The following is a 24,276-nucleotide window of genomic DNA, read 5'->3' on the forward strand; positions in this document are numbered from 1 at the left end:
TTCTACGTGCCGATTGTGGCGGCCGCTAGTTAATCGGTTCGGACTTATAGACGCCCCACATGCCGGTCCGTTCAATCCAGCCGCTGACGCCGGACACTTTGACCCGGCACCAGTCGCCGGCGCAGGAGCGAATTTCGCCCATCACCTCGGGCTCCAGCTTGGCCACGACTTCGGCCGAGGAGGCAGGCGTCTTGTGGAGGCTGGCCGCCTTCGAGGCGATGATGAAGCTGCGCTTGCCGGTCAGCAGGCTCTGGTGAACCCAGCCGCTGGCACCCTGCCAATCGCGGATTTTGCGCCAGTTTTCGTATTCGGCGACGATTTCGACGGGCATGGCCTTGCGCTTGAAAACCCAATCCACCGGGTATCGGGTGCCCGGCCCCGTGCGGACATTGACCTCGTCCGAGCGCAAGGAGGCGAAGCGCGGAATCGGCAGGCCCGACCCCTTGCGCTGCACCATGGCCGATTTGTCGACAGCGTAGGCGCCGCCTTTCGACCACGGCCCGACTGGCAGAAGGACTGTAAACGCGACAAAGGCGACGCAAAGCGAGACGGACGGTCGAATTCCCATTGGGGTCAGCATACCTCAAATCTTCACATTCGGCGACAAGTACTTGAAAAGGCGCGATTTTTAGCCGCGCCAGATATCCGGCCCGCTTGCTGGACAAGGCGCGCGCGGAATTGGTAATCGGGCAGTCGTCATCTGTCGCGCCAGCCCGGTACCGATCCCACATGCCGTCCAGTTCAAAGAAAAAGCCGCTGGTGATCGTCACCCGGAAGCTGCCCGAGGCGATCGAAACGCGGCTCATGGAGCTGTTCGACACCCGGCTGAACGCCGACGACCGGCCGCTCGACGCCGCCCAGCTTGTCGAGGCCGTCAAGACGGCCGATGTGCTGGTGCCCACCGTCACCGACCGCATCGACAGCCGCCTGCTGTCGCAAAGCGGTCCGCGGCTGAAGCTCATCGCCTCGTTCGGCACCGGTGTCGATCACATCGATCTCGATGCGGCCCGCCAGCGCGGCATCACGGTCACCAATACGCCGGGCGTCCTTACCGAGGACACCGCCGACATGGCCATGGCGCTGGTGCTGGCCACGGCACGGCGCATGGGCGAGGGCGAACGCATGGTCCGCTCGGGCAAGTGGACCGGCTGGAGCCCGACCTCGATGCTGGGCGCCCGCCTGCAGGGCAAGCGCATGGGCATCGTCGGCATGGGGCGCATCGGCCAGGCGCTGGCGCGGCGTGCCCGCGGCTTCGGGCTCGCCATCCACTATCACAACCGCAAGCGCGCCCACGCCGAGATCGAGCGCGAACTCGAGGCGACCTATTGGGAGAGCCCCGACCAGATGCTGGCGCGCATGGATATCGTGTCGGTGAACTGCCCGCATACGCCCGCGACCTTTCATCTCCTGTCGGCGCGGCGCCTGAAGTTGATGAAGCCTACGGCCATCATCGTGAACACTGCGCGCGGCGAGGTGATCGACGAGAACGCGCTGGTGCGCATGCTGAAGGCGGGAGAACTGGCGGGCGCCGGCCTCGACGTCTACGAGCACGAGCCGCAGGTGAACCCGAAGCTGCTCGAGCTCGACCGTGTCGTGCTCCTGCCGCACATGGGATCGGCCACGCTCGAGGGCCGCATCGAAATGGGCGAGAAGGTCCTGATCAACATAAAAACCTTCGCCGACGGCCACAAGCCGCCGGACCGCGTGCTGGCGACGATGTTCTAGCGCATTCACATGCGCTGGTGGGCGGCAGGGCCTTCACAGGCCCGGGAGCCCGCGCGGTTCCCATTGCGCACGACTTTCTAGAGGTCGTTTTCAACCATCTCGCGGCTGCGATCGTCGACCAGGACGTCGCGTGCCGAGCGGCCGACCTGGGCGCCGATCAGGATGGTGAGTGACGTCCAGTACATCCAGACCATGATGGCGGCAAAGCCCGCCGTGGCGCCGAAGGCGGACGTGAGCTGCGTCACTTCGAAGTAGTAGACCAGCGCGCGGTTGCCGGCGGCGAACAGGAGCGCGTTCACGGCGCCGCCGATCAAGGCATATCTCCACGGAACGCCGCCGGTCGGCAGCCACTTGTAGATCAGGGTGAAGAAGGCCGAGAGAATGCCGTAGTGCACGAACGCCGACATCGCCGGGCCGATCCATTCGCCGAGGATGGGAAAGGCTTCCAGGGCGCCCGCGTAGGCCGAGATCAGCACGCTCGCCAGGATGACGACGATGAGCAGGACGCCCAGCACCACCATGAGGGCGACCGCGAGCAGTCGCGATTTTATGCTCGCCAGCACCGGGTGCACGTAGAGCGCCTTGCCGCTGCGCCAGATCGCATCGATGCCGTCGTCCAGCTCGACGAAGACACGCGTGCCGGTATAGAGCAGGACGGCGGCGCCGATGATCGCCGCGATCCCACCGCCTCGGAAGAGATCCTGCGAGGCGAAGCGGCGGATGCTCTTGAGCTGGTCCTGAGCGACAACGGTCCCGAGGGCGTCGAAGATCGCCTCCTGGGCCATCAGCTTGCCGACGAACGGCTCGGCGATGGCGATGCTGAAGATCATGATCGGGCCGATCGCGAACATCGTATAGAACGCCATCGCCGCGGCCGATGTAGACAGCCGGTTGGTGAAGTAGCCGGTGCCGGCGGAGTAGGCGATGCGCCAGAGCGTGGTGATCATGGTCAAGCGTGGGTGGGGTCAGCGCAGATGGGCGACGGCGTTGGCATAGTACGCCAACAGCGGCCGCTCGGCGGGCACTGCCGCGAACAATCCCTCACCACTTTCGTCGACTAGGCGGCGCAGCACCAGCATGCGCAGGCCGACGTGGAAGGCATAGTCGCGGTCGCCGCGCGGCACATAGAGCTTGGCGCCCCTGGTTTCGAGATGTGCCATCAGGTCGGACACGCGCCGCTTGAGTTCGAGCTCGTCGAGCGGCCCATCTGCCTCCAGCAGGGCTGTGGCGATCAGCGACACCGGCAGCACCGGCACCAGGCGGGCGATCTCGCCCATCACGTCGTGCGCCAGGCGGCCGACGATCTCGAACCGCTGGTCCTTGTCGAGGCCGCGCAGGTCTCCTCCCGTTGCGGCGGCATTCGCGGCCAGCCAGTCGCGCGCCGAGATCAGGCCGCCGAAATTGACGCAGGCGTAGCCGAAGCGGAACCAGCGCCCGCGCAGCATCAGGCCGATCTGGCTGAACCAGAAGCCGAGCGCGGTGCGGGCCGCGAACCAGGCGCTGCGCCGGGGCGCGTCGCCTTCGAGCGAACGCAGCAGGGTGCGGTCCTCCAGCACGCGGTCGTAGTTCAGCGCCACCGGCACGAAGACGATGTCGTTCGTTCCCTTCGGATCGAACGACTTCAGCATGTAGTCGAACAACCCGAGCTTGGGTTCGCGCAGCCGCCCGTCGCGCGACAGTCCGCCCTCGGGGTACATCGCCTGGGCGACGCCGGCCTCGGTCGCCATGTGGACATAGCGCTCGAGCACGCGGCGGTAGATCGGGTTGTTGGAATTGCGGCGCACGAAATAGGCGCCCATCGAGCGGATGAGCTGCTGCAATGGCCAGATCCGCGCCCACTCGCCGACCGCGTAGGAGAGCGCCGTGCGTTCGGCGGCGAGAAAGGCCACCAGCACGTAGTCCATGTTGCTGCGGTGGTTCATGACGAACACCACGGCGGTATTGGGCGGCACGCCCGCCAGCGTGCGCTCGTCGGCGAAGCCCAGGCGGACGCGGTAGAGAAAACGCGCGACGCCGCGGGCAATCGAATAGCCGACCCGGAAATAGACGTAGGCGTTGAAGGTCGGCACGATCTCGCGCGCGTAGCGATGGACTTCGGTCATTGCCGCTTCGCGCGGCATGTTGTTGGCGCGGGCATAGTCGTTGGCGGCGGCCACCACCTGCGGGTCGTAGACCAGCCGGTCGATCAGCACCTGCCGCTTGGTGAGCTGGAACGGCTTGATCTCGACGTCGAGCCGCCGGTTGACCCGGTCGATCAGCCGGTTGAGTCGCCGCCGCAGGAACCAGCGGCCGCTCGGGATCAGCAGCCGGTCGAGCAATGACCACAGCGCGAACGCCGCGATCGGCAGGAACAGCCAGAGCGGAACGGTGACGGGCTCGTCCATCGTTCCGCCCGCGCGCCCTAGAACTGCTTGAGACTGAGGCCCGCCAGGACGGCCAGCACCGAGCTTGCCGCCAGCACCAGCGTCGTGCCGATGGCGCCGAGGAACCGGCCCTGCGGGATGACGCCGAGCATGCCGCCGGCATGCAGCGCGCGGGAGACCAGCAGAACGATCGAGAGCCCGGCCACGACGCCAAAGCCGTAGAAGTCGCTGACGAAATAGATCAGCAGCAGGCAGAGCGGGGCGAACTCGATCAAATTCGCGTGCGCGCGGACGGCAGCTTGCATCTCGCGATCGCCGCCGTCGCCCAGGTTGATCTTCTTCTTTCCCCGGAGGCGCGAGATATTTGCCGTCAGGATCACGGCCAGCAGGCCGATCAGGCCGGCACACACGAAAAACACAGGCATTGGACGAAGCTCCCCCTCGATTTGGCGGCATTGTATGGCCATATGGCCCAGAGACGAAATTTGGCGGGAACGCTGACCCCCTCCGTCGCGGATTACCGCGCCCCCTCCCCCGTAAGACGGGGGAGGAGAAGAATCAGACTCCTCCCCCGTCTCGGGGGAGGTGGCGCGTAGCGCCGGAGAGGGTCATCCCCCTCGTTTGATCACAGCCTCCAGCGCCGCCACGAACCGGTCCAGTTCGGCCTCGGTGTTGTAAACATGCACCGAGGCACGCATGACGTCGCGCAGGCCGCGCCCTTTCAGATCGAGCCGCGACGAAAACTGCGTCGACACGCTGACGTTGATCGCCTGCGCCTGCAGCGCCAGCTTGAGCGCATTGTGATCGGCGCCCGCCACCGCGAAAGTCACGATGCCGCCCCGCACCTTGCCGAGGTCGGTCAGGGTGACGCCCTTCAACATCGACAGCCGGGCGCGCAGGCCGTCGGCCAGTTCGCGCAGACGCGCCCAGATCGCGTCCATACCAAGCTCGTTTGCCTGGTCGGCGGCGACTTTCAGCCCGATGACGCCGGCGAAGTAGCGCTCCCAGTTCTCGAAACGCTTGGCGTCGCCCATGACCGTGTAGGCATTATCGTCGGTCCATCGCGCCGCGTGGTTGTCGAGAAACACCGGCTCGATATGCGCCGTCGTCGCCTGCTTGGCATAAAGAAAGCCAGTGCCGCGCGGCCCGCGCAGATATTTGCGGCCGGTCATGGACAGGAAATCGCAGCCGATCTTTTTCACATCGACCGGGAGCTGGCCGACCGACTGGCAGGCGTCGAGCAGGTAGAGGATGCCCGCATCATTGGCGATCTTGCCGACGGCCTCGGCCGGCTGCACCAGCCCGCCCTGGGTCGGTACATGCGAGATCGACACCAGCCTGGTGCGCTTGTCGATCGCCCGCTCCAGCGCGCCGAGGTCGATCTGGCCGTGCCTGTCGTCCGGCACGACCACGATCTCGGCCCCGGTCTTCTTGGCGACCTGCAGGTAGGAGATGTAGTTGGACGAATACTCGCTGACGCAGGTCAGGATGCGGTCGCCGGGTTTGAAGTCGAGCGAGTAGAACGCCATGTCCCAGGCCCGCGTGGCATTCTCGATGAAGGCGATTTCCTCAGCCTCGGCGCCGATCAGCCGGGCGACCGAGGGATAGAACCCGTTCAGCGTATCGCGTGCCTTGTCGGCGGCCTCGTAGCCGCCGATCTCGGCTTCCAGCTGCAGATGTCCAAGCGTGGCGTCCAGCGTGCGCTGGCTGGGCAGGGCGGAGCCGGCGGCGTTGAGATGCAGCACATGGGCGCAGCCGGGGGTCTCGGCGCGCAGGCGGGCGATATCGAGGCTCACGTCAGGAGTCTCCCTGTTGTATGATCTTGTTGTATGATTCTGGCCATGTCGTTGTCGGACATCGTGCGTCGTCTCGTCCTGCCTAAAGCCGCGCCGGAGCCGGAGCAACTGACCATTGCTCATGCCGGCGAACCCCTGCCGGTGACTTTCCTGCGTTCCGCCCGCGCCCGCCGCGCCTCGCTGCGCGTGGATTCGGCCAGGCGGCGCATCGTGCTGACGGCGCCACTGCGCATGGCGCGCGGCACGGCGGTCGATTTCGCCCACGCCCAGGCGGGCTGGATCGCGGCCCGGCTGAAGCGCCTGCCGGACTTAAAACCCTTCGTCGATGGCGCCGAGATCCCGCTGTTCGGTGCGCCGCACCTGGTCCGCCACCGCGAAGATCGCCGGGGGACGGTGTGGCGGGAGGGTCCGGAAATCCATGTCGCCGGCAGGGCCGAGCATCTGCCGCGCCGGCTGCGCGACTGGTTGACGGCCGAACTCAAGGGCCAATTGGTGCCGCTGGTCCATGCCAAGGCGCTGCGCGTCGAACGGTCGGTAAAGCGCATCACCGTGCGCGACAGTCGCTCGCGCTGGGGGAGCTGCGGACCCGACGCCACCCTGTCGTTCTCCTGGCGCCTGGTGTTCGCGCCGCCCGAGGTGCTCGACTATCTGGTGGCGCACGAGGTCGCCCATCTCGTCCATCTGAACCACGGCCCGCGTTTCTGGGCGCTCGCCCGGATGCTGTGCGATAGCCCGATCGAGGGTCCGCAGACCTGGCTCAAGAAGAACGGCGAGGTCCTGCTGCAGTACGGCGCTTAGCCGAAGCGGCCGGGATTGCAGCCCTCGAGCGTTTCCGGAAGGGTCTCGCCCTCCATCTGGCGCGCGATCAGCCGGCCGCTCGCCGTGGCCAGCGTGAGGCCGAGGTGCTGATGGCCGTAGCTGCAGTAGACATTGGCCAGGCGCGGCGCGCGGCCGATGGCGGGGCGGTAGTCGGGCAAGGTCGGGCGCTCACCGATCCAGCGGCTTTGCTCCGCGCCGCCGACGCCGGGGAAGATATCTTTTAGATGCTTCACCAGCAGGTCGGCGCGCTGCCACGACGGCGGCTGGTGGGGCGCGGCGAGCTCGACGGTGCCGGCGATGCGCAGCCCTTCCTGCATGGGCGTGAAAAAGAGACCGCGTTCGGGCGGGCTGACGGGCAGGTCGAAGCGCAGGTTGTCGGGCGCCACCATGACATGATAGCCGCGCTCCGCGACCAGCGGTGCATTGAAGCCCAGCAGGCGCGTGAGCTCGCCCGAGGCGCGGCCCGCGGCGATGACCACGGCCTTGGCCGGCAGCGACTGGTCGGTGATCTGCACCGAGGTCACACGATTGCCGTCACGGCCAAAACCGCGCACGCGGCCGCGCAGGATCGTGCCGCCGTCGGCGGTGAAACGCTCGGCCAGGGTCTCGACCACGCGATAGGGATTGATGGTGTGCGTCCCGTTCGGATAGTGGATGCCGCGCACGATGTGCGGGCTGAGGCCGGGTGCCAGTTCGCGGGCGCGATTGCCGTCGACGATCTCGAAGTCGGTGCCCTTGCCCGCCTGCAGGCCGCGCATCTCGTCGGTGGCGAGGAAGGCCGCCTCGCTTTCGTAGACATAGAGCGCGCCCTTGGTCTGGAAGAGCTCGCCAAGGCCCGATGCCTGGATCTCCGCCTTCCAGGCGATGTCGGCCTCGATCATCAGCGCCTTGAGGGACTCCTTGCCCTTCTGCACCTCGGCCGGGTTGAGCGCGGCCAACGCGAAGCGCGCCATCCAGGGCAGCAGCCAGGGCAGGCTGGGCGGATGCAGCGTGAGCGGCCCGGTGCGGTCGGTCAGCATCTTGGGCAGGCTCTTCAGCGTCGAGGGCCTGGCCAGCGGGATCAGGCTGTCGAGGGAAAGAAAGCCCGCATTGCCAAACGACGTGGCCCGCCCGGGCTCGGCGCTGTCGAGAAGGGTGACGCTATGGCCGGCGCGCTGCAGGGCGCGGGCGGCCGCGGTGCCGACAATGCCGGCGCCGACAACGATGACAGGATCCTGATCACTCATGGCAAGACGTTAGCATGACCCGTGAAGGAGCCGGGAAGGGCTTGGCGATTGATTTGCCGCCATGAATCACTATTTACGTTGCCATGTCCGCTCCCTCCGACAATTCCCCGACACCCGGCTGGCACGCCACAACCATCCTCTCCGTCCGCAAGGGCGGCCAGGTCGTGATGGCGGGCGACGGCCAGGTCTCGATGGGCCAGACTGTCGTCAAAGCCAACGCCAAGAAGGTCCGCCGCCTCGGCAACGGCTCGATCGTGGCCGGCTTCGCCGGCGCCACGGCCGACGCCTTCACCCTGTTCGAACGGCTCGAGAGCAAGCTGGAACGCCATCCCGGCCAGCTCCTGCGCGCCTGCATCGAACTCGCCAAGGACTGGCGCACCGACCGCTACCTGCGCCGGCTCGAGGCGATGATGGCCGTGGCCGACAAGGACGTCTCGCTGCTGCTGTCGGGCTCGGGCGACGTGCTCGAACCGGAGGACGGCCTGCTCGCCATCGGCTCGGGCGGCAACTATGCGCTGTCCGCCGCACGCGCGCTGATCGACATCGAGGGCCTCGACGCCGAGGCCGTCGCGCGCAAGTCGATGAAGATCGCTGCCGAGATCTGCGTCTACACCAACCATAACGTCATCATCGAGAAGCTCTGAGCAGCGTAATGAGCAACGACTTTTCCCCCCGCGAGATCGTCTCCGAACTCGACAAGCACATCGTCGGCCAGCAGGACGCCAAGCGCGCCGTGGCCATTGCGCTGCGCAATCGCTGGCGCCGCCTGCAGCTGCCCGAAGGGCTGCGCGAAGAGGTTCTGCCCAAGAACATCCTGATGATCGGCCCCACCGGCTGCGGCAAGACCGAGATCGCGCGCCGCCTCGCCAAGCTCGCCAACGCGCCGTTCCTGAAGGTCGAGGCGACCAAGTTCACCGAGGTGGGCTACGTCGGCCGCGATGTCGAGCAGATCGCGCGCGACCTGATGGAAGCCGCCATCGACATGACGCGCGAGCGTCTGCGCAAGGACGTGCGCGCCAAGGCCGAAATGGCCGCAGAAGACCGCGTGCTCGATGCGCTCTGCGGCCCCAACGCCAGCGAGGAGACGCGGCTCCGCTTCCGCCACAAGCTGCGCGCCGGCGAGCTGAACGAACGCGAGATCGAGGTCGAGGTCGCCGACGCGGGCTCACCGATGCAGTTCGAGGTGCCCGGCCAGCCCGGCGGCTCGGTCGGCATGATCAATATCGGCGACATGCTGGGCAAGGCCTTCGGCGGCCGCACCAAGAAGCGCAAGATGACCGTGGCCGAGAGCCACGAGGCGCTGATGCGCGAGGAGAGCGACAAGCTCCTCGACCAGGAGCGGGTGGTGCGCGAGGCCCGCGAATCGGTCGAGCAGAACGGCATCGTCTTCATCGACGAGATCGACAAGATCACGGCGCGCAGCGAATTCCGCGGCGGCGGCGACGTGAGCCGCGAGGGCGTGCAGCGCGACCTGCTGCCGCTGATCGAGGGCACGACGGTGAACACCAAGCACGGCCCGGTGAAGACCGACCACGTGCTGTTCATCTGCTCCGGCGCCTTCCACATGGCCAAGCCCTCGGACATGCTGCCCGAGTTGCAGGGCCGGTTGCCGATCCGTGTCAGCCTGGCCTCGCTCGGCCAGGACGATTTCCGCCGCATCCTGACCGAGCCCGAGGCGAGCCTGGTCAAGCAGTACAAGGCGCTGCTGGCCACCGAGAAGGTCGATCTCACGTTCAAGGATGACGCCATCGACGAGCTGGCGCGGCTGTCGGCAGAGATCAACGAGACGGTCGAGAACATCGGCGCCAGGCGGCTGCACACCGTGATGGAGAAGTTGCTGGAAGAGATCAGCTTCACCGCCTCGGACTCGCCCGGCCACAAGGTCGAGATCGATGCCGCCTATGTCCGCGCCCATGTGAGCGAGCTCGCCAAGAACACCGATCTCAGCAAGTTCGTGCTCTAGCCTAGAGGCAATAGGCGGCGATCAGGTCGACCAGATAGGCAGGCCCATTCAGGCCCCACATCACGAACGACAGCGCAGTCGCGGCGACGACGAGGGCGGCGGCACCCCAGAGAAGTGCCGCCTGCCAGCCCGCCGTCATGCCGGCTGCAGCGCCGCCGCCCGCGGCAGGCGCTCCTCGACGATCGGCCAGTGCATGGCGGCCGAGACGAGGCCGAGCGCGATCGAGATCCACCACATGGTGTCGTAGTTGCCCTGCAGGTCGAACAGCAGGCCGCCGCCCCAGCCGCCGACGAAGCTGCCGACCTGGTGACCGAAGAAGACGATGCCGTTCAGCATCGTCACATGCACCGGCCCGAAGATGAAGCCGACCAGCGAGGTCGTGAGCGGCACCGTGCCCAGCCACAGGAAGCCCAGCGAACCCGCGAAGATCAGCACCGAGGCGGCCGACAGCGGCGCGATCATGAAGCCCAGGAACACCAGCGAGCGCAGCAGGTAGAGGAGAGTCAGCAGGTTCTTGCGCTTGTACCTGCCGCCCATGGAACTCCACAGGATGGCACCGGCGATGTTGAACAGGCCCACCATGCCGATCGCCCAGCCGCCGAGCTCGATCGGCGTCAGTTCGATGCCGAATAGCGACAGCCCGATCCCCTTGTCGGAGATATAGGCCGGCAGATGGCCGCCGACGAAGGCGACGTGGAAGCCGCAGACGAAGTAGCCCGTCACCAGCAGCACGTAGCTGCGCAGGCCGAAGGCCTCGGCCAGTGCCTCGCGGGTCGTCTGGCTGCCGCCGCTGCCCTTCTTGGAGGCGGCGATCTCCTTGCGGTCGTTCAGCCCGATCGGCAGCACCATGATCAGGACGGCAAGGATCGTGAGCGCCCACATGGTCGGCCGCCAGTCGCCGAAATAGCTCTGCAGCACGGCCGCCAGCGGGACGATGAAGAACTGGCCGAACGAGCCGCCGGCCGAGCAGATGCCCACGGCCAGTGCCTGCTTGGCGGGCGGGGCCACGCGCAGGATCACGCCCAGCACTGGCCCGAAGGTCGCGGCCGAGAGGCCAATGCCGACCAGGATGTTGCCCAGGATCAGCATGAAGCCGTCATGCATCGTGGCGGTCACGATCATGCCCAGCACATAGACGGCGCCTCCGCCCGCGATGGTGGGCGCCGAGCCGAAGCGGTCGGCCAGCCGGCCCGAGAAGGGCGCCACGGCGCCCATCAACAGCATCGAGACGGCGGTGCCGAACGAGAACAGCTCGCGGCCGACGTGCAGCTCGGCCGAAACGGGTTTGAGGAAAATTCCGAAGCTCTGGCGAACGCCGAGACCGATGGTCAGGACGAGGAAACCGCACCAAACGGCGGTCCAATAGGAACGGGGGGTCATGACCGGCAACTTAAGGCATTCGGCCTGGGGCGGCCCATAGAATTACTTCATGCCGTCACAAGCGGTGATGTGGCAAAACAAGTCCATGGTCCGACCGTGGTTTCAGTATGGCTTGGCAGTATTCCTGCTGGTTCTGGCAGGAAACGCGCTTGCAGCGCCTCGGCTGGAGCGCGAACGCTGCACCTTCAAGCCGCCGCGCGGTGACCGCGTCGAATGTTTCGTGCTGATCGTGCCGGAGAATCGCGAGCTGCCGGTGGGCCGCGAGATTCGCCTGAAGGTCGCCGTGCTGAAGGCCAAGCGCACCACCAGCCCGGAGCCCCTGGTCTATCTCTCGGGCGGTCCCGGCGATGCGCCGCTGGTGGCGTCGAGTGCCGGCGCCGACGCCCTGGCCGAAGGCGACTGGTGGAACGAGACCGCCAACATCCGCAAACGCCGCGACGTCATCATCATGAGCCAGCGCGGCGCCGGTGGCGCGACCCCCAATCTCGATTGCTTCGATCCGCGCAGCTCCGAGCCCGCCAAGGCGCGGCGACGGGCGGTCACGGAGAAGCAGGAGCGCGACATCCTGGTGAGCTGCCGGGCCTCGATCGAGCGGCGCAAGATCGACCTCACGATGTACACGACGCCGGCGCTGGCCGACGATGTCGCCGACCTCGTGGCGGCCTTCTCCCTCGCGAAGGTCAATCTCTACGGCGTGTCCTATGGCACGCGCTGGGCGCTCGAGGTGATGCGGCGGCATCCCAGGCTGGTCCGCGCCGCGGTGCTGGACGGGGTCTATCCGCCCCAGGTGAACGGCGAGCAGAACGAGCCCGAGATCGTGCGCCGCACCTTCGATCGGCTCTATGCCGACTGTGCCGCCGACCCGGTCTGCCGCGAACGGCATCCGAAGGTCCGCGCCACGGTCGAAGGCGCGATCGAGGCCGCCGAGCGCGCCTCTCTGCTACTGACGCTGCAGCTCGAGGACGGCGCGCAGACGACGCGGCTCGATGGCGCCAAGCTCCTGATGGTGCTGCTGCACATGATGCGCGAGGGCGAGGCGGCGCTCATTCCCGAGACGACGGCCGCCATCGCACGCGGCGACCTCCGCCTGCTCCGCATGTTCGCCGAGGACCTCGAGAGCAACGACGGCGGCCTGCTCGAGCAGAACGCCCAGCAGTTCGATGGCCTCTACAACAGCATCGAATGCCGCGAGACCTGGTCGGCCATAGACCGGGCGGCGCGCCGCAAGCAGATCGAGGCCAACGGCCTCTACGGCCTCAATGCCCGGCTCAGCAAATCTTCGGCCTTTTGCCAGTTGTGGCGCGTCCCGGCCGCACCGATGGCCGAGCGCCAGCCGGTGAACTCCGAGATTCCCACCCTGCTGCTGAGCGGCGGCTATGATTGGCTCACCCCGCCGGCCTGGGGCAGCGACGCGGCCAAGACCCTGTCGTCGTCGCGTCACGTCGTGTTCCGTTCCCAGGGCCACGGCGTCGTCGTCCAGGATCCCTGCGCCAGCCGCCTGCGCGACGGCTTCATCGACGATCCCAACCCCAAGCGGGCGCTGCCCTGCCGGGCCGACACGCCGCCCAACTTCACCGCTGCCTACGAACGCGTGCGCAACCTGCCGTGATGATAGTCCTCATCCTGAGGAGGCCCGAAGGGCCGTCTCGAAGGATGGCCACAGTCAGGGTGTGTGGCCCATGCTTCGAGACGGCCGCTTCGGGGCATTCACATGCCCCTGTCGCGACCTCCTCAGCATGAGGTTCCTTTTGCCGAGGAGACGACTGAATGAACCGCGTGCTCGCCCATACCGGCGTGAAATACCCGATCGTGCAGGCGCCGATGGGCTGGATCGCCCGCAGCCAGCTCGCCTCGGCGGTGTCCAACGCCGGCGGCCTTGGCATCATCGAGACGTCCAGCGGCGAGGTCGATGCCTGCCTGGCAGAGATCGAGAAAATGAAGGAACTCACCGACAAGCCGTTTGGCGTCAACCTGCCGATCCTGTTCATCAAGGAGCCGCGTGTCGTCGACCTGGTGGCAAGGAGCGGCGTGAAGTTCGTCAGCACCTCGGCCGGATCGCCGGCCAAGCTGCTGCCGACGCTGAAGGCCGCGGGCCTCACCGTCTACCACGTCGTGCCCAACCTCTCCTCGGCGCTGAAGGCGGTGGACGCGGGCGTCGACGGATTGATCGTCGAGGGCGGCGAGGGCGGCGGCTTCAAGAATCCCGACGATGTCTCGACCCTGGTGCTGCTGCAGGCGGTGCGCGAGCGGACCGACGTGCCGATCATCGCCGCCGGCGGCATCTGCGACGGGCGTGGCATGGCCGCGGCCTTTGCGCTGGGCGCCGAGGGCATCCAGATGGGTACGCGGTTCGTCAGCGCCGCCGAAAGTCCGGTGCACAAGAACTACAAGCAGGCGATCGTCGATGCCGACGACACCGGCACGGTGATGCTCAACCGCAAATCCTCGCCGTGCGTTCGGGCGCTAAGGACCGAGCGCGCCAAGGCGATCGACCGCGAGGGCTCGTTCGACAGGTCCCTGTTCGGCAATGTCCGCGACGTCTACTTCGGCGGCGACATGGAGGCCTCGCTGGCGCTGGCCGGCCAGACCGTCGGCTTGATCCACGAGGTCCTGCCCGTGGCCGACATCATCGGCCGCACGGTCGAGGGCTTCCACGCCATCCGCAAGCGGCAGGGCGAGCGATCGTTCGCAGGAGCGTTTTAGCTGATTGCTGGGAGCGCGCCACTCCAGTGGCGCTCATGTTCATGAGAAGATGCACCACCGGAGTGGCGCGCTTCCAGCTACTTGAGGAGATCGGGCGCGATCAGGCGGGGCAGGAACAGCGGAATCTCCGGCCAGACGATCATCGCCGCCAGCACCAGGATCATCGGCACCAGCATGATCATCGTGTCCTTGAGCGCAAAGCGCAGCGGCACGCCGGCCACGGCGCAGGAGATCATCAGGCAGAGGCCGTAAGGTGGCGTCACCAGACCGAAAGCCAGCGACACGATCGAGACGATGGCGAAGTGGACGGGATGCATGTCGACTGACTTGGCGAGCGGCTCCAGCACCGTGCCGACGATGATGATGGCTGGGATCGCATCGAGGAAGCAGCCGACAACCAGGAACACGAAGGCTATGAAGAAGCCGACGCCGATCGCGCCCATGCCCCAGGTCGAGACATTGGCCAGCAGCTCCTGCGGGATCTTGTAGTAGGCCAGCAGCCAGCCGAAGGCGCTGGCCGTGCCGATGCAGAACAGCGCCACCGAGGCAAGCTTTCCGGTGTCGAGTAGCGCGTTGTAGAGGCCGCGTGCACCCATCTCGCGGTAGACCACGATCGACAGCACTGCCGAATAGAGCACCGCAACGCAGGCCGATTCGGTGGCGGTGAACCAGCCCAGCAGGATGCCGCCGACGATGATGAAGGGCGTCATCAGGGCCGGAATCGACACCCAGACCGCGCACAGGAGCTGGCGGAAGGTCGAGCGCGGATAGGTCGGATAGCCGCGGCGCACGGCGTAGACGTGGACCGTCGCCATCTGGGCGCCCGCGATCAGCAGCCCGGGAACGACGCCGGCGAGGTAGAGTGCGCCGATCGAGGTCGAGATCAGGCCGCCCCAGACGATCATCAGGATCGAGGGCGGAATGACCACCGCCAGCACGGCCGATACGGCGGTGATGGCGATCGAGAAGGAGAGGTCGTAGCCCTCCTTGGTCTGGGCATCGATGAAGATCTTGCTCTGGCTGGCGGCATCTGCCGTCGAGGAGCCGGAGATGCCGGCGAAGAACACCGAGAGCACGACGTTGATCTGGGCAAGCGAGCCCGGCCAGCTGCCGACCACGGCGCGCGAGAGCGTCACCAGCCGGTCGGTGATGCCGCCCACGCTCATCAGGTTGGCCGTCAGCAGGAAGAATGGCACCGCGAGCAGGATGAAGGAGTTGTAGGCGTTGAAGGTCTCCTGCGCGAGCATCATGGTCCCGAGCCGCGGCTCGAAGTAGAACAGCGGCAGGCAGGCAAGTCCCAGCGCGAAGGCCACCGGCACGCGCAGGATCAGCAGCGTGAAGAAGACACCGAACAGGATCGCCGCCGCCTCACCGGAGGTGAATACCGCCGCGCTGCTCATGGCGCGGTCCTGCCCAGCAGGATCCGGGTCTCATCGACGAATTGTTCCCCGAGAAAGACGATCCAGGTGACGCCGGCCACCGGCCAGGCGATGTGGATCAGCCACAGTGGCAGCTCGGCCAGCTCCGAGGTGCGATGCCAGGCGAAGTCGGTGAATTCGATGCCGCCCCAGACGAATATCAGCGCCATCGCCAGGACACCGAGCCGGGCTGTAATGCGCACGGCAGCCTCGCCGCGCCGTGGCAGCTTGGGCCAGACGTCGACCTCGAAATGCGCGCTTTCGCGCACGCCGACCATGGCGCCGATCATGATCATCCAGATGAACAGGAAGCGCGCCATCTCCTCGGTCCAGATGTAGGACGGGATCAGCGCGGTGTAGCGCGAGATGATCTGCAGCGTGACGGGAATGACGAGGATCGCCACCGACAGCGCCAGCAGGGCGGTCAGGGTTTGGGCGTAAGCGGCCGTAAACCGGCGCCAGAGGCTGGGCGGCGAAACAACTGGGGAGGTCATCGGGAACCGTACGGAAGAAACGCCAGAGGGAACGCCGGGGTTTGCGGAGAAGGAGCGCAGCGGGCGGAATGCCCGCTGCGCGGTCCCGGATCAGTTCAGGTTCACGATCTTGACGAAGATCGCGTCGGCGCCGATTTCCTTGGCATAGGCTTCCATCACCGGATCGACCATCTTCTTCATGGGTGCCCGGTCCTTGAAGGCGATGCGCTTCAGCTTGCCAGCTTTCTCCATCGCCTCCAGCTTCTGCGCGTCCTCTGAGCTTTCGACCTGCCGTCCGTAGGCGCCCGCCTCTTTGCCGGCCTTGATGATCGCATCCTGCAGGTCCTTGGGCAGAGTCTTGAAGGTCTTGCCCGAGAAGCAGATCGGCCGGATCGTGATGGCATGCTCGGTCATGGCGAGGTTGGGGGCCACTTCGTAGAACTTCATCGTCTCGACGCCGGCCGCTTCGTTCTCGCCGGCGGCGATGACGTTGTTCTGGATGGCGTTGTAGACCTCGTTGTAGGCGATGACGGTGGGCGACATGCCTGCCGCGGCGAAGGTCTTGGACCAGATCGGCGCACCCTGGACGCGGACTTTGAGGCCCTTGATCTCGGCCAGCGTGCTCATCGGCTTGTTGATGAAGATGTTGCGCGTGCCGCCGCCGGCATAGCCGATCAGCATGACGTTGGCCTTGGTCGCGATCTCGTCGGCCACCGGCTTCAGGAGATCGGCGTCGAGCACCTTGTTCCAGTGGGTGAGATCGCGGAACAGGAACGGCGCGTCGATGAAGGGTGCCGCCTTGGAGAAGGTCGACATGTGGGCCGGCGAGACGATGCCGTAGTCGACCGCCTTGCCCTGCGCCATGTACTCGAAATACTGCTTCTCGAGGCCGAGCGCCGAGTTGCGGTGCAGGACGAAGTTGACCGGCTTGCCGTAGTATTTCTTCACCAGTTCCTCGAACCGGAGCAGCGCCTTGTTGAAGGCGTGGTCGTCGTTGAACTGAACGGCGCCATTCAGCGTGATGGGTGCTTGGGCGCCGGCCGTGCTGACGAACGGTGCGGCGACGGTCGCGGCGGCAAGGCCGCGGACCAGGGTTCTGCGTTGCATCGATTTTTCCTCCGGAGGCCTCGTTTTTGGCTACTGCCATCGGCCCTTGGTAAGGACTATGCATGGGAACGACTGGTCATGCCAGAATGTGAAAAGGAGCGTCGGCAAGCGGCCGACGACCTAGGGATGTAACGACGCTAGATTAAACACAAAAATCTAGTAATAATGTAATTCTAAGATGGGGTATCAGGCAGCCGTGCCGGAACTGTATGTGTCAGGCGCCGCGTTAGGGGCATTGGCTGTCGCCGCGGCTGTCGCGACGTTGGTCCGTGGTCCGGCGTTGGCTTTCGTCTATCCGCTCAGCGCGCTGGCGGCCTTTGCGCTGGGGGCTGTCGATCTGCACGCACTGCTGGGCGGCGGCGAATGGGTGGCGCGGCTGCCGATCGGTTTGCCGGGCGTCGGCCTTCATCTGCGTCTGGACGCTCTGTCGGCCTTCTTCGGCATTGTGATCAACGGCGGCGTGCTGGCCGCCAGCGTCTACGGGATGGGCCTCGACCGCGCCAAGGAACTGACGCCGCGCGTCGAGCCTCTGTTCCCGCTCTTTGCCGCGGCGATGAATCTCGTCCTGATCGCCGACGACGCCTACGCCTTCCTGTTCTCCTGGGAGTTGATGTCGCTGGCGTCCTGGGCGTTGGTGGTGGCCCGTCACACCGATCCGGAAAGCCGGCGAGCGGGTTATCTCTACCTGATCATGGCGGCCATCGGCACGTCGGCGCTGCTGTTCGCCTTCGGTGGACTCGCCGGGCCGGCGGGTGGCTATGGCTTCGATACGATCCGGGCCCATCCGCCCGGACCGCTGGTCGCCGCCCTGGTGCTGGCCGCCGGCCTGGTCGGCTGCGGATCGAAGGGCGGGCTCATTCCCCTTCACGCCTGGCTGCCGCTCGCCCACCCGGCGGCGCCCAGCCACGTGTCGGCGCTGATGAGCGGCGTCATGACAAAGGTCGCCATCTATGGCTTCGTCCGCATCGCCTTCGACCTGCTGGGCCCGCCGGCATGGTGGTGGGCGCTGCCGCCGATCGTGCTCGGCGCGGTGACGGCGGTGCTGGGGCTGCTCTATGCCGTATTCGACCGGGATCTCAAGCGCGTGCTCGCCTATTCGACGATCGAGAACGTCGGCGTCATCTTCGTGGCGCTGGGTCTTGCCCTCGCCTTTCGCGCCAACGGCCAGGAAGCCGCAGCGGCCGTGGCGATGGCGGCGGCGCTGCTGCATGTGCTCAATCACTCGTGGTTCAAGTCGCTGCTGTTCCTGGGCGCCGGCGCCGTGCTGCATGCCACCGGCCGGCGCGATCTCGAAGGGTTGGGTGGGCTCATCCATCGCATGCCGCGCACGGCCGCGTTCTTTCTCGTGGGGGCGCTCGCCATCTCGGCGCTGCCGCCGCTCAACGGCTTCGTGTCGGAATGGCTGCTGTTCCAGGCCGTCATCGCGGCGCCCGCCCTGCCGCAGGCCGCGCTGCATTTCGCCTCGCCGGCGATCGGCGCCATGCTGGCGCTGGCGGCGGCGCTGGCGGCAGCCTGCTTCGTGCGCGTCTATGGCATTGCGTTTCTCGGCCGGCCCCGCAGCGTCGAGGCGGCGCGGGCGCACGAGGTTCCCATGGCGCAGCAGATCGCCATGGGCGGGCTTGCGCTTCTGTGCATCGCGGGTGGGCTGTTCGGCAGCGTGCTCGCCGCGATGATCGCGCCGGTCCTGCGTGACCTCGTCGACAGCGTGCTGCCCAATTCGGGCAGTGGTCCCACGGCGTTCTCGCTAATCGCTTTCGATCCGGAACGCAGCATCTACGATGCTCCGGTCATCGCTTTCTTCGTCGCGATCGCCTCGCTCACGACCCTGCTCGTCGTCCACCGTCTGTCGGCGCGTCGCACCCGCCTTGGACCGGCGTGGGACTGCGGCTTTCCCGATCCGTCGCCGGCGACCCAGTACACCGCCTCGAGCTTTGCCCAGCCGTTGCGCCGTGTTTATGGCGCCGTGGTCTTTGCCGCCCGGGAGACGGTCGTGATGCCGGCCCCCGGCGATGCCCGTCCGGCGCAATTCTCGGTCGTCCTGGTCGACTACGCGTGGCGTGTCCTGTATGCGGCGCCCAGCCGCGCCGTGCTCAGGCTCTCGGAACGTTTGAACGCGCTGCAGTTCCTGTCCATCCGGCGCTACCTCGTGTTGATGTTCGCGGCCCTCGTCATCCTGCTGTCGATCGCGGTTGTGGCGATATGACCGGCGATCTGCTCGTACAGTTCCTGGCGCAAGGCGCCCAGATGTTCATGGTGCTGCTGATCGCGCCGCTCGCCGTCGGCGTGGTGCGCCGGGTCAAGGCGCGGTTGATGCGCCGGCAGGGTGCCCCGCTGCTGCAGGGCTACCGCGACCTCGCCAAGCTCTTGCGCAAGGAATCGGTGATCGCCGAGAACGCGTCCTGGCTGTTCCGGTCCGCGCCTTCGTTGATCTTTGCCCTCACCTGGGTGGCGGCAGCCCTCGTGCCGAGCTTCGCGTCGGGCCTGATGTTCAACTGGGCGGCCGACGTCGTGGCGCTGGTTGCGTTGCTGGGGGCGGCGCGCGCCCTGCTGGCGCTGGCCGGCATGGACGTCGGCACCAGTTTCGGCGGCATCGGCTCCTCGCGCGAGATGATGATCGCCACGCTGGCCGAGCCCGCGATGATGCTGATCGTGCTCACCCTCGCCATCGCCGCCGGCACGACGAGGCTGGCCGGGGTCGCCGACTTCTTCATCGCCGAGCCGCTTGCCGTACGGGTGTCGCTGGGATTGTCGTTGGTGGCGCTGATCATCGTGGCACTTGCCGAAAACGCGCGGATCCCGGTCGACAATCCGGTGACCCATCTGGAACTCACCATGGTCCACGAGGCCATGATCCTCGAATACTCCGGCCGGCACCTCGCCCTGATCGAGGCGGCGAGCTACCTCAAGCTGGTGCTCTACCTGTCGCTGCTGATCTGCCTGTTCGCACCCTTCGGCATGGCGCCGGCGAACGCGGGCGTCGGCGGCTGGGCGATCGGGCTGCTGGCCTGGAGTGCCAAGCTGCTGGCGGGCGCGGCGCTGCTGGGCGTGTGGGAGGTCAGCATCGCCAAGATGCGCGTCTTCCGCCTGCCCGATTTCGTCGGCATTGCCTTCGTCTTCGGCTTTCTCGCCATTCTCCTGGCGTTCCTGTCGCGCGGGGCGTTCGAGTGAATCACGCCTACGAGATTTCCCACCTGCTGGCCGGCGTCATGCTGGTGACCAGCTTCGCCCTGCTCTACCAGCAGCGCGTCGCCGCGGTGCTCAACACCTTTGCCGCGCAGTCGATTGCCCTGGCGCTCGCTGTCGCCTGGGCGGCATGGTCGCAGGGGCGGCCGGACCTGTTCATCACCGCCCTGATCGCCCTGACGCTGAAAGGCATCGTGATCCCCGTCGCGCTCCACCGCACCGTGGCGCGGCTCGGCATCCATCGTGAGGTCGAGAAGGTCGTGGGCGTCGGCGTCGCGCTGATGGTGGGCCTCGCCCTGACGGGCCTCGCCCAGGCCCTGCTCTTCAAGGTCACGCACGGCACGGCCAGCCACGCGCGCGAGGAACTGGCGCTGGCGCTTGCGATCATACTCTTGGGCTTCCTGATGATGATCGTGCGACGCAACGCGGTCACCCAGATCGTCGGATTCATGTCGATGGAGAACGGCCTGATCCTTGCCGCGACCGGCGCCCGCGGCATGCCGCTCGTCGTCGAGGTCAGCGTCGCCTTCTCGGTGCTGATCGCGCTGTTCGTGTTCGCGGTCTTCGTATTCCGCATCCGCGAGCGGTTCGATACGATCGACATCGAGGCGCTCGACCGCATGCGCGGGGACCGCCGATGATCCACGCCTACCAGGTCGTCGTCGCCGCGCCCTACGTTGCCGCACTCGTGCTCCTGGTGATTCCGGGCTACCGGTTGGGTGCGATCGCCAACGTGGCGGCATCCGCTCTTACCTTCGGTGCCGGTCTGTGGCTGATGGTGAGCGAGCGCGTCGTCAGCGACTATGCCATCGTCGATGAGTTCAACATCGTCTTCATCGTCATCAATACGCTGGTCGGCTTCACGACCGCCTTGTTCAGCGCCTCCTACATCGGCCATGAGATCGAGACCGGCCGGCTCACGCCGAACCTGCTGCGATTCTACCACGCCATGTTCCAGGCGATGATGGGTTCGATGAACCTCGCCCTGGTCGCCAACAACATCGGCCTGATGTGGGTGGGGCTGGAGCTGGCAACGCTGATAACCGTGGTGATGGTCGGGCTCTACCGCACGCCGCAGGCGATCGAGGCGGCGTGGAAATACTTCATCCTGGCCAGCGTCGGCATATCGCTCGCTTTCTTCGGCACCATCCTGATCTACCTCGCGGGCCAGCCGGTGCTGGGCGAGGGCGTGCCGGCGATGACCTGGAACCTTCTGCAGGCGGCCGCCTCGCGCATGGATCCGGCGATCCTCGATCTCGCCTTCATCTTTCTGCTGATCGGCTACGGCACCAAGGTCGGATTGGCGCCGCTGCACGCCTGGCTGCCGGATGCCCACGCCGAGGGTCCGACGCCGATTTCGGCCGTGCTGTCGGGCCTGCTGCTGAACGTGGCACTCTATGCCCTGCTCAGGTTCAAGATGGTCGTGGCCGGCCAGCCGGCGGCGCTCGATCCCGGCCCGATCATGATCGTGATGGGGTTGGTGTCCCTGATCTTCGCCGCCTTCATGCTGTACCAGAGGCGCGACATCAAACGGCTGTTCGCCTATTCGTCGATCGAGCACATGGGCCTGATGGTGTTCGCCTTCGGCATGGGCGGGCCGCTCGCCAACTTCGCCGGCCTGCTGCACATGACGATGCACAGCCTCACCAAGTCCGGCATTTTCTTCGCCGTCGGCCACATTGCCCAGGCCAAGGGCTCGCAGCGCATCGCCGACATCAAGGGGCTGAGCGTCACCCACCCGCGCCTCGCGGTCGCGTTCGCCCTGGCGGTCTTCGCCATCTCGGGCCTGCCGCCGTTCGGGGTGTTCACCAGCGAGTTCCTGATCCTGACCACGACCTTCGCGCGCGACCCATGGCTTGCCCTGCTGCCCGCCTTCGGCCTGCTGGTCGGCTTTGGCGCTCTGCTGATGCGCCTGCAGGACACGATTTTCGGCGAGCCGGTGGGGCCGGCCCATCGCGTCGACGCCTCGTCGGTACCCCTGGTGCTGCACCTGCTCCTGGTGCTCACGGCGGGCATCTACCTGCCACCGGTGCTGGTTGCCTGGTTCCAGCGGGCCGCGGAGCTGCTCGGATGAGCGCGGCCGGCCCCCTGGCCGAACTCGTCGTGGGCCGTCATGCCGGCACCGACGGCTACGTGCGACTGGATGTCGATGCCGACGTCTGGACGGCGCTGGCGCAGGGCTGTGCCGCAGGGGCGCATGATCTCAGTGCGCTGTGGGCCGACGGTGGGGTCGATGGAGGCTGGATGCGCATGGCCCTGGGAGGCGAGGGCCTGCGCGCCATCGTCTCCCTGAGGACGGAGGCCGGCGCCTATCCCTCGGTTGCCGCCCATCACGCGCCGGCGATGCGCCTGGAGCGCGCGATGCGTGACCTCCATGGCGTTCGCCCGGTCGGTCTGCCCGATTCGCGACCCTGGCTCGACCACGGTCGCTGGCCGGGCCGCCAAAGCGATGCGCGCTACGAATTCCTGACGGCCGAAGGCGAGGGGCTGCATCAGATCGCGGTCGGACCGGTTCATGCCGGCATCATCGAACCGGGCCATTTCCGCTTCATCGCCAACGGCGAGACGGTGGTGAGGCTGGAGGAGCGGCTGGGCTACGTGCACAAGGGCGTCGAGGGCCTGCTCACCGGCGCCGACATCGCACGTGGTGCCGGGATCGTCGGCCGTATCTCGGGCGACAGCACGGTCGCCTATGCCTGGGCCTATGCCCGCGCGATCGAGTCGGCGCTGGGTTGGACCGTGCCGCCGCGGGCAGTGCTGTTGCGCGGCATCATGGCGGAACTGGAGCGGCTTTCGCACCATATCAACGATGTCGGTGCGATCTGCAACGACGCCAGCGTGCTGACGATCAATGCCCGCTGCACCCTGCAGCGCGAGGACATGCTGGCCGTCGCCGATGCCTGCTTCGGTCATCGCCTGATGATGGACCGTATCGTGCCGGGCGGCGTGGTGGCCGACCTGTCGGCCGACGGTGCCGGGCGGATTCGCGGCCTTCTGGCGCGGATCGAGGAGACCCGCGCAGAAGTCCTGCGGGTCTACGATTCGATGCCGTCGCTGCAGGATCGCACGGTCACCACCGGGATCGTCTCGGCCGACCTCGTCCGCCAATATGCCGCTGGTGGCTTCGTCGGCCGTGCGGCCGGGCGCGCCTTCGATGCCCGCAAGAACTTCCCCTATGCGCCCTACGATCAGCTGCCCTTGGACCTCAAGACGCGGACCACGAGCGACGTCGATGGGCGGCTGCTGGTGCGCATGGACGAGATCGTCGAAAGCCTCAAGATCGTGGGCCTGATGCTCGACCGGCTGGCGCCCGGCGACATCCGAAGCGACGGTCCGCCACCCGTTGCGGGTGAAGGTGCGGCCCTGGTCGAGGCCTTCCGTGGCGACGTGTTCATGAGTGTGAGGATCGCGGCGGATGGGCGGCTCGCCCGCGTGCATGCGCGCGACGCCAGCTGGTTCCAGTGGCCGCTGCTGGAGGCCGCCGTCGAGGGCAACATCGTTGCCGACTTCCCGCTCTGCAACAAGTCGTTCAACTGCTCCTACTCAGGACACGATCTGTGAGGCCCCCGATGAGATTGCGGCGATGAGATCGTTCCTGATCGACGCCCTGCTCAAGGGAAAGGCCACGATCGCACCGCCTGCGGCGGGCACGGCGGCTCTCGAGGAAGTGGCGCGGGCGCTGGGCGAGCGCGCCCGCCAGCGGCTGGGCCGCTCGCTGTCGATCCGCGAGATCGATGCGGGCTCGTGCAACGGCTGCGAACTCGAGATCAACGCGCTCAACAACCCGGTCTACGACATCGAGCGCTTCGGTCTCAAATTCGTGGCCTCGCCGCGCCACGCCGACGTCCTGCTGGTCACCGGTCCCGTCACCTGGAACATGCGCGAAGCCTTGCTGCGCACCTACAATGCGGCGCCCGAGCCCAAGTGGGTGGTGGCACTGGGCGACTGCGCGGCCAATTGCGGCGTCTTCGCGGGCTCACCGGCCGTGGTCGGCCCGCTGGCCGATGTCCTGCCGGTCGATCTGCACGTGCCCGGCTGCCCGCCGGCGCCGCTCGAGATCGTGAAGGGCCTGCTGGCCTTGATCGAGGCGCGGGCGCCGGGCCCCTGATCGGGAGACGGC

23 protein-coding genes are annotated in these 24,276 nt (G+C 66.8%); 12 read left to right on the forward strand and 11 right to left on the reverse strand.

What is annotated here, in order from left to right; genetic code table 11:
* Nucleotides 1–25 precede the first annotated feature (25 nt).
* Complete coding sequence (locus tag EPO55_RS20740; protein ID WP_296339137.1) at nucleotides 26–580, reverse strand: SH3 domain-containing protein; 555 nt, start codon at nucleotides 578–580, stop codon at nucleotides 26–28.
* A gap of 149 nt (nucleotides 581–729) precedes the next feature.
* Here EPO55_RS20740 and EPO55_RS20745 point away from each other — a divergent pair, with 149 nt between their 5' ends.
* Nucleotides 730–1,725 carry a D-glycerate dehydrogenase gene (locus EPO55_RS20745; protein ID WP_296339138.1) on the forward strand — a complete coding sequence of 332 codons (996 nt, stop codon included), beginning with the start codon at nucleotides 730–732 and terminating at the stop codon, nucleotides 1,723–1,725.
* 77 nt (nucleotides 1,726–1,802) lie between these two features.
* Here the strand turns inward: EPO55_RS20745 and EPO55_RS20750 are convergent, their stop codons facing one another.
* The 4 genes from EPO55_RS20750 to EPO55_RS20765 all read right to left on the reverse strand — a co-directional run bounded on the left by EPO55_RS20750 (nucleotide 1,803) and on the right by EPO55_RS20765 (nucleotide 5,884).
* Complete coding sequence (locus tag EPO55_RS20750; protein WP_296339139.1) at nucleotides 1,803–2,672, reverse strand: YihY/virulence factor BrkB family protein; 870 nt, start codon at nucleotides 2,670–2,672, stop codon at nucleotides 1,803–1,805.
* Nucleotides 2,673–2,690: 18 nt separating this feature from the next.
* Entirely contained in the window at nucleotides 2,691–4,109 is a 1,419-nt protein-coding gene (locus EPO55_RS20755; protein ID WP_296339141.1) for a 1-acyl-sn-glycerol-3-phosphate acyltransferase, read from the reverse strand.
* Between the two features lie 17 nt (nucleotides 4,110–4,126).
* Nucleotides 4,127–4,513, reverse strand: a complete 387-nt coding sequence (locus EPO55_RS20760; protein ID WP_296339142.1) for an MAPEG family protein — start codon at nucleotides 4,511–4,513, stop codon at nucleotides 4,127–4,129.
* A 183-nt stretch (nucleotides 4,514–4,696) separates the two neighbouring features.
* On the reverse strand, nucleotides 4,697–5,884 hold the full coding sequence (locus tag EPO55_RS20765) for an aminotransferase class V-fold PLP-dependent enzyme (RefSeq protein WP_296339143.1): 1,188 nt from the start codon (nucleotides 5,882–5,884) through the stop codon (nucleotides 4,697–4,699).
* 45 nt (nucleotides 5,885–5,929) lie between these two features.
* Between EPO55_RS20765 and EPO55_RS20770 the strand changes: the two genes are divergently transcribed.
* Nucleotides 5,930–6,682, forward strand: a complete 753-nt coding sequence (locus tag EPO55_RS20770) for a SprT family zinc-dependent metalloprotease (RefSeq protein WP_296339145.1) — start codon at nucleotides 5,930–5,932, stop codon at nucleotides 6,680–6,682.
* Here the strand turns inward: EPO55_RS20770 and EPO55_RS20775 are convergent.
* Nucleotides 6,679–7,929 carry an FAD-dependent oxidoreductase gene (locus tag EPO55_RS20775; protein ID WP_296339146.1) on the reverse strand — a complete coding sequence of 417 codons (1,251 nt, stop codon included), beginning with the start codon at nucleotides 7,927–7,929 and terminating at the stop codon, nucleotides 6,679–6,681. The genes EPO55_RS20770 and EPO55_RS20775 overlap by 4 nt on opposite strands.
* A gap of 83 nt (nucleotides 7,930–8,012) precedes the next feature.
* On the opposite strand from EPO55_RS20775, the gene hslV reads away from it, so the two are divergent.
* Complete coding sequence (gene hslV, locus EPO55_RS20780; RefSeq protein ID WP_296339148.1) at nucleotides 8,013–8,573, forward strand: ATP-dependent protease subunit HslV; 561 nt, start codon at nucleotides 8,013–8,015, stop codon at nucleotides 8,571–8,573.
* An 8-nt stretch (nucleotides 8,574–8,581) separates the two neighbouring features.
* Nucleotides 8,582–9,892, forward strand: a complete 1,311-nt coding sequence (gene hslU / locus EPO55_RS20785; RefSeq protein ID WP_296339149.1) for an ATP-dependent protease ATPase subunit HslU — start codon at nucleotides 8,582–8,584, stop codon at nucleotides 9,890–9,892.
* A gap of 1 nt (nucleotide 9,893) precedes the next feature.
* Here hslU and EPO55_RS20790 read toward each other — a convergent pair whose 3' ends face one another.
* Nucleotides 9,894–10,031: a hypothetical protein gene (locus tag EPO55_RS20790; protein ID WP_296339151.1), complete on the reverse strand. Its 138-nt coding sequence runs from the start codon at nucleotides 10,029–10,031 to the stop codon at nucleotides 9,894–9,896.
* Complete coding sequence (locus tag EPO55_RS20795) at nucleotides 10,028–11,272, reverse strand: MFS transporter (RefSeq protein WP_296339152.1); 1,245 nt, start codon at nucleotides 11,270–11,272, stop codon at nucleotides 10,028–10,030. Before EPO55_RS20795 ends, EPO55_RS20790 begins: the two co-directional genes overlap by 4 nt.
* A 112-nt stretch (nucleotides 11,273–11,384) precedes the next feature.
* On the opposite strand from EPO55_RS20795, the gene EPO55_RS20800 reads away from it, so the two are divergent.
* The gene (locus tag EPO55_RS20800; protein WP_296339153.1) at nucleotides 11,385–12,881 is read left to right on the forward strand and encodes an alpha/beta fold hydrolase; all 1,497 of its coding nucleotides are present in this window, start codon (nucleotides 11,385–11,387) and stop codon (nucleotides 12,879–12,881) included.
* Nucleotides 12,882–13,039: 158 nt separating this feature from the next.
* Nucleotides 13,040–13,975, forward strand: a complete 936-nt coding sequence (locus EPO55_RS20805) for a nitronate monooxygenase (protein WP_296339154.1) — start codon at nucleotides 13,040–13,042, stop codon at nucleotides 13,973–13,975.
* 77 nt (nucleotides 13,976–14,052) lie between these two features.
* Here the strand turns inward: EPO55_RS20805 and EPO55_RS20810 are convergent, their stop codons facing one another.
* From EPO55_RS20810 to EPO55_RS20820, 3 genes are all read right to left on the reverse strand, one after another.
* Nucleotides 14,053–15,375, reverse strand: a complete 1,323-nt coding sequence (locus tag EPO55_RS20810; protein WP_296339155.1) for a TRAP transporter large permease — start codon at nucleotides 15,373–15,375, stop codon at nucleotides 14,053–14,055.
* Nucleotides 15,372–15,887, reverse strand: a complete 516-nt coding sequence (locus EPO55_RS20815) for a TRAP transporter small permease (protein ID WP_296339156.1) — start codon at nucleotides 15,885–15,887, stop codon at nucleotides 15,372–15,374. Before EPO55_RS20815 ends, EPO55_RS20810 begins: the two co-directional genes overlap by 4 nt.
* Nucleotides 15,888–15,977: 90 nt before the next feature.
* Nucleotides 15,978–16,973 carry a TRAP transporter substrate-binding protein gene (locus EPO55_RS20820; protein WP_296339157.1) on the reverse strand — a complete coding sequence of 332 codons (996 nt, stop codon included), beginning with the start codon at nucleotides 16,971–16,973 and terminating at the stop codon, nucleotides 15,978–15,980.
* Nucleotides 16,974–17,208: 235 nt separating this feature from the next.
* On the opposite strand from EPO55_RS20820, the gene hyfB reads away from it, so the two are divergent.
* From hyfB to nuoB, 6 genes are read left to right on the forward strand one after another with little or no spacing between them, the layout of a single operon-like run.
* Nucleotides 17,209–19,176: a hydrogenase 4 subunit B gene (gene hyfB / locus EPO55_RS20825; RefSeq protein ID WP_296339159.1), complete on the forward strand. Its 1,968-nt coding sequence runs from the start codon at nucleotides 17,209–17,211 to the stop codon at nucleotides 19,174–19,176.
* Entirely contained in the window at nucleotides 19,173–20,141 is a 969-nt protein-coding gene (locus EPO55_RS20830) for an NADH-quinone oxidoreductase subunit H (protein ID WP_296339160.1), read from the forward strand. Before hyfB ends, EPO55_RS20830 begins: the two co-directional genes overlap by 4 nt.
* A 38-nt stretch (nucleotides 20,142–20,179) precedes the next feature.
* A complete protein-coding gene (locus EPO55_RS20835; RefSeq protein WP_296339196.1) occupies nucleotides 20,180–20,797 on the forward strand; it encodes a hydrogenase-4 component E in 618 nt (205 codons plus the stop codon).
* A complete protein-coding gene (locus EPO55_RS20840; protein WP_296339161.1) occupies nucleotides 20,794–22,230 on the forward strand; it encodes a hydrogenase 4 subunit F in 1,437 nt (478 codons plus the stop codon). Before EPO55_RS20835 ends, EPO55_RS20840 begins: the two co-directional genes overlap by 4 nt.
* Nucleotides 22,227–23,717 (forward strand): NADH-quinone oxidoreductase subunit C, encoded by a 1,491-nt coding sequence (locus tag EPO55_RS20845; RefSeq protein ID WP_296339162.1) that lies wholly within the window; start codon nucleotides 22,227–22,229, stop codon nucleotides 23,715–23,717. The genes EPO55_RS20840 and EPO55_RS20845 overlap by 4 nt, the downstream gene beginning before the upstream one ends.
* A 22-nt stretch (nucleotides 23,718–23,739) precedes the next feature.
* Entirely contained in the window at nucleotides 23,740–24,264 is a 525-nt protein-coding gene (nuoB, locus tag EPO55_RS20850; RefSeq protein WP_296339163.1) for an NADH-quinone oxidoreductase subunit NuoB, read from the forward strand.
* The last annotated feature ends 12 nt before the right edge of the window (nucleotides 24,265–24,276 follow it).

This window comes from Reyranella sp., assembly GCF_004296935.1.
GTDB lineage: Bacteria > Pseudomonadota > Alphaproteobacteria > Reyranellales > Reyranellaceae > Reyranella.